Origin of the sequence: Sporolactobacillus shoreicorticis, from assembly GCF_024125445.1 — a bacterium.
GTDB lineage: Bacteria > Bacillota > Bacilli > Bacillales > Sporolactobacillaceae > Sporolactobacillus > Sporolactobacillus shoreicorticis.
This window is the reverse complement of record NZ_JAMXWM010000057.1, coordinates 1-5,064: the sequence shown is the minus strand read 5'-3', so window position 1 is coordinate 5,064 and position 5,064 is coordinate 1. Positions and strand designations below refer to the sequence as shown.

Sequence of the window (5,064 nt, the reverse complement as noted above, 5' to 3'; positions counted from 1 at the left end):
TTTGTTGCTTCGTTCCTAACAGCAACTTTTAAATAATAACATGTTTCTATCAGGAAGTCAATATCTTTTTTCATCGCGTTTCAGCGACAAGAAAAATTATAACACAGACTCAATATCTCGTCAATATCTTTTTTCGGTCACCAAAACACGGCAAAAGAAGTTTTATCATCTGGTATATACATAGTCAATACCCTTTGTTCAAAAATAGTAAACATTAAAAAGCTGAGACTTCTGCAGTTTTAGTTACGGCATAGATGCTCAGGTATTCAAAGAAATGGTTGCTTTTATGTTATGCACACTCCCGTAAACGTACAACGAAAAAATATTTAGTTCCGAACCGCTTACCTTATATTATAACCTCTCAAAATATTATGACGTAAATAAAAGTCCCGCTTAGCCGCCCAGCGAGAACTTTATAATAATTAATGCAGCGATACCAGGAAGCCCGAGAAGCCCGCTGACTGCCGACGTTGCTAAATTAATTGGAATATGCATACTAAACGATTCGCCAATAACGTTCAACAGAAAGAGCAGCAACGCGCCAACGACAAGGCGAACCGCTAATTTGCCAATCCATTTTAAAGGATGGAACGAAGCACCTGCAGCCATAATCACAAGAAATAAAATGATAATGCCGACAATCAAATAGATATAATTTGCCAAAAGGCATGCCTCCTCGCCTGATATAATAGAGAAGCTTTAGGTTGTCCCATTGGTTCCCGTTTATAAAAGGTATGAACGCATGTCCATTTTAGAACTTTTATTTATTTATAAAGTGTTTTTGCGCGCGAATTTCTTTTAGTAAGTAAAAATATTTAGCTTCCGCAAGCTTCAGCTGATGCATGACCTCATCAGAAGGATCAATACTGGCATCAATCACTTTTTTCTTTGTCATCCACTCGGTTTTGCATTGTTCGAGCAGACCAAGAAGCGATTCATTTATTTCTTTACGCAATACACCTTTTTTTCGGCCGAACATTGCTAACATCTCCAATAATTCCGTTTAACCTTCTCAATATGCGTCAAGTCGCGAATCCTAATCAGAGCTCCCTTCGCCCTTCCAGCGCTTTAGAAAGTGTCACTTCATCCGCGTATTCCAAGTCGCCGCCCACCGGCAAGCCATGGGCAATACGCGATGTTTTGACACCGATCGGTTTCACTAGCCGAGAGATATACATCGCCGTCGCTTCACCTTCAACCGTTGGATTAGTCGCAAGAATAATTTCCTTCACTTTTTCATCCTCAAGGCGGCGAATCAGTTCGGCCACTTTAATATCCTCCGGACCAATACCGTCCATAGGCGAAATAACACCGTGCAGTACATGGTATAAGCCGTGATAATCACGCATCTTCTCAAGAGCCACTACGTCCTTCGGATCCTGCACCACGCATATGGTGGAATGGTCTCGGGAAGAGTCGTCACAGATCGGACACGGGTCATGATCGCTGATGTTCTGGCACACCGAACAATAGACTAATTTTCGTTTCACATCGACAAGTGCACGGGCAAAGTCCATGACATCTTCTTCATTCATATCAACCGTATAGAACGCGAGGCGCACTGCTGTTTTCGGTCCGATCCCCGGGAGCTTCATAAAACTGTCGATCAATTTCGCAATCGGTTCAGGATACTGCATCACCGATCTCCTTCCGCTCGTTGTCAAGAAAGCTCATAATGAACGGACAGCGAACCCCGTTTACTTAACCGCGGGATTCGCCGTCTCAACAATTGACTTAATTACATTCCAGGAAGATTCAATCCCTGAGTAAACTTGCCGAGCCGTTTTTGCGCCAACTCATCCGCATGTGTCAGTGCGTCGTTAACTGCAGCCACAATTAGATCCTGCAGCATTTCCACATCGTCCGGATCGACGGCCTCCGGATTGATAGTCACATCAACAATCTGTTTTTGTCCGCTTGCCTTGACCGTAACAACGCCGCCTCCGGCTGTTCCTTCTACAATTTCTTCTTTTAATTTATCCTGTGCCTCAGCCATTTGCTTTTGCATTTTCTGTACTTGACGCATCATATTGTTCATATTTCCTCGCATCATATCAATCGCCTCCACTATTCATTAGTCTTTGATATCGAGCAAATCGGGACCAACCAATTTTTTTGCTTCCGCAATAATAGGATCTTCTTCCTCTTTCTTACCACTGTCGCTGTTGTCCGGATTTGATTTCGAACGTTCAATAAAGTCTTTCTTCATTGTTTTCCACGTACCCTCAGGAATAGGATACATGATTTTTTGTTTCTGTGTCACGTCTTGAACAATAGATTGGACCAACCCCAAGATATTGCTCTTGTTTTCCATCACCATTTGGCAATGAAAATCATATTTAAAGGCTTGCACAAAACCTTCCGCGGAGCTGGCTACAGGCTGACTCTCCAGCATCCAAGCATGTGCCGCCACATTTTCCGAACGGATCTTCGCCATCACCTTGGCCCAAACGGAACGCAACTCAATTAAATCCTCTTTTGTCGCATCCTCAAGGACACGATTAATATGCGCGGTTGGAATGCGCAGGCCACTGTTTCTGCGCGGCGCACGCGCATGCTTTGCTTCCTGCTGCGGCTCCTGACGAGACTCAGCCTGAGGTGCAACGGACAATTGATGTACCTGTTGTTCCAACGCCCCGAGCCGCTTCTCAAATGAAGAAGCCCCGGCCGAATCTGTCGCTCCATTGGTTGTCTCTGAATGTTCGCATAATCGAACGACGGCCATCTCAAGCAAAATTCTCGGGTGATTGGTACGCTTCATGTCAAGCAGCGCGCCGTTCAGTTGGTTGATCACTTGAAAAAGTCGTTCGGGAGAAATAGCTTTCGCTTGCTTGCTGAAATCATCGTCGACTCGAGGGCGACTCAGTAAATCCTCAAGCTGCGGAGATGTTTTATATAGCAGAAGATCGCGATAATAAAAGATCATTTGCTCCATTAATCGCAACGGATCCTTGCCCTGTTCCAAAAGCTCGCCGATTTTCCCAATCGCCGCAGCGGCGTTGCTATCCTCAAGTGATTCAATTAATTCACGAACCATTTGGTCGGCAACCATACCCGTCACATCAAGAACATCTTGAACAGTTACCGTCGCTTCACTATAAGCCGCGGTCTGATCCAATACACTCAGCGCGTCGCGCATTCCGCCTTCACTTGCCTTGGCAATCAGCTGGAGCGCTTCGTCCTCCGCATCGATTTTCTGATCTTGAACGACAAAACGCAGCCGCTCAAAAATTTCAGACGAAGGGATTCGGCGAAAATCAAACTGCTGGCAGCGTGAAATAATCGTCAGCGGTATTTTCTGAGGCTCGGTTGTCGCAAGAATGAACACCGCATGCTCCGGCGGCTCTTCCAGCGTTTTAAGTAATGCGTTAAAGGCGCCTGTTGACAGCATATGCACTTCATCAATGATATAAACTTTGTAACGAACTTCACTCGGCGCATATTTTACTTTGTCGCGAATATCACGTATCTCATCCACACCGTTATTTGACGCAGCATCAATTTCGATGACATCGGCAATGCTTCCGCTCGTGATGCCGCGGCAAGCCGCACACTCATTGCATGGTTCGGCAGCCGGTGCATGCTCGCAGTTAATCGCCTTCGCAAAAATTTTAGCGGCACTTGTCTTCCCTGTCCCGCGCGGTCCGGTGAATAGATAAGCGTGAGAAAATTGCTGTTTAGTCAGCGCATTCTGGAGAGTCTGGGCAATGTGCTGCTGCCCGGCCAAATCATGAAAAGTTTGAGGCCGGTAGACTCTGTAAAGCGCCTGATAAGCCATCTTCCTCCCCCTTTCACCGAATACGCTCGGCTTAAATGATATACGTTCATTATAACGGTTACTCTGTTTGAAAGAAACTGCGGCACAAATCTTTCTGAACAAAAAAAGCAAGAGCCGCCGAAAACCAAGCTTCGACAGCCCTTACTTTATTATTTTTAACGCCGTGCACCTTTCGTCGATCAGGACATCATGGGCGTTTCTCAAGCCGCCGGCTCAGCCCAGGCAACCCCGCGGCACACGAAAGGTCTCACTTACTGCTGCTTCCTTCCGGACCTGACAGGGTTCATGAGTTTCCGTTGCGCGGGACCCAAACGTCAACACCACGTACTTGAGGCTGCCCCACAAGGCCGAGACCTCGTGAAAGGAATTCAACCTCGCTACAGCGGATTGCGAGTTACAGGGCACCGCTACCTCCCCATCTAGCACGGCTAATTTTCTAACAAAATTAATGGCGGAGACGAAATGCGTTGTGCCAACGCCAGCTTTTACTATTATATCAACAGTTTTTTGAAAGTCAAATATAAGCTATATCCATATTAACGAGAAGTCAAGATGGTGCCATAAAATCAGCATAGAAAAGAATCCATTTACCTGCTTGATTTGACTCCTACCTAGTGCCGGAAAAAACCAATTGACACACAGTTCATCGAATAATTATTTTTTACTTTTAACTACAAAACTGGGATACCAAAATGCTCCTGCCAGATTAACAACAATAACAGCAGCTACTATACCAATAATATAACTCAACCTCTTATTTCCAAGTAAGTAATATGGAATTAACCATATAAAAATAATCATGACAATAAGATTAGCCAGATAAGAGATCTTAGGATGTTCTTGAAAATACTTTCTAGATTTTTTCAAGTAACAAAGCCTCCTTAATATTTTTTAAATCTAAAACACCCTCACCTTTATTGTATTTAATCTTACCAAATTTTCTTTTTGCTGTCTTAATAGTGAATGTTACATCCGAAAATTTCAGTTAAAAAAATTAAAAGTTCCAAAAATCGCATTTATCAACGATCCTCGGAACTTTTGTAAATTTTTTAAAACTATTATATGACGGAGGCGAGAGGATTTGAACCCCCGCGGCGCCGAACGACGCCCTAACTGATTTCGAGTCAGTCCCCTTCAGCCACTTGGGTACGCCTCCACAGCAAAATAGCATAACGCTGAAATTCTCATAAGTATCTCTTAATCTAAGCACTGCTTGATTAACTGTTACGACGAAAATTAGTTTATCATAAAAAAATGAGCCAGGCAAGAAATCAATAGGATTCACC

The 5,064-nt window shown here is 44.2% G+C and carries 6 protein-coding genes, 1 tRNA gene and 1 other RNA gene; all 8 read right to left on the bottom strand.

Annotated elements, in window-relative coordinates:
- Positions 1-393: 393 nt before the first annotated feature.
- Positions 394-651, bottom strand: coding sequence for a pro-sigmaK processing inhibitor BofA family protein (locus NIE88_RS21705; protein ID WP_373689483.1), 258 nt, complete (start codon positions 649-651; stop codon positions 394-396).
- Between the two features lie 109 nt (positions 652-760).
- The gene (locus tag NIE88_RS21700; protein ID WP_253065644.1) at positions 761-979 is read right to left on the bottom strand and encodes a YaaL family protein; all 219 of its coding nucleotides are present in this window, start codon (positions 977-979) and stop codon (positions 761-763) included.
- A 61-nt stretch (positions 980-1,040) separates the two neighbouring features.
- Entirely contained in the window at positions 1,041-1,637 is a 597-nt protein-coding gene (gene recR / locus NIE88_RS21695) for a recombination mediator RecR (protein ID WP_253065643.1), read from the bottom strand.
- Between the two features lie 101 nt (positions 1,638-1,738).
- Complete coding sequence (locus NIE88_RS21690) at positions 1,739-2,053, bottom strand: YbaB/EbfC family nucleoid-associated protein (RefSeq protein WP_373689482.1); 315 nt, start codon at positions 2,051-2,053, stop codon at positions 1,739-1,741.
- A gap of 21 nt (positions 2,054-2,074) precedes the next feature.
- Positions 2,075-3,778, bottom strand: a complete 1,704-nt coding sequence (gene dnaX / locus NIE88_RS21685) for a DNA polymerase III subunit gamma/tau (RefSeq protein WP_253065642.1) — start codon at positions 3,776-3,778, stop codon at positions 2,075-2,077.
- 161 nt (positions 3,779-3,939) lie between these two features.
- Positions 3,940-4,206, bottom strand: an RNA gene (gene ffs / locus NIE88_RS21680) — signal recognition particle sRNA large type.
- Positions 4,207-4,432: 226 nt separating this feature from the next.
- Positions 4,433-4,645, bottom strand: coding sequence for a hypothetical protein (locus NIE88_RS21675; RefSeq protein WP_253065641.1), 213 nt, complete (start codon positions 4,643-4,645; stop codon positions 4,433-4,435).
- A gap of 199 nt (positions 4,646-4,844) precedes the next feature.
- Positions 4,845-4,934: transfer RNA gene (locus NIE88_RS21670), tRNA-Ser, on the bottom strand.
- Positions 4,935-5,064: the final 130 nt, after the last annotated feature.

Coding starts and splice junctions, on each gene's coding strand:
- NIE88_RS21700 (WP_253065644.1), bottom strand. CDS start 979: ATGTTCGGCCGAAAAAAAGGTGTATTGCGTAAAGAAATAAATGAATCG.
- recR (WP_253065643.1), bottom strand. CDS start 1,637: ATGCAGTATCCTGAACCGATTGCGAAATTGATCGACAGTTTTATGAAG.
- NIE88_RS21690 (WP_373689482.1), bottom strand. CDS start 2,053: ATGATGCGAGGAAATATGAACAATATGATGCGTCAAGTACAGAAAATG.
- dnaX (WP_253065642.1), bottom strand. CDS start 3,778: ATGGCTTATCAGGCGCTTTACAGAGTCTACCGGCCTCAAACTTTTCAT.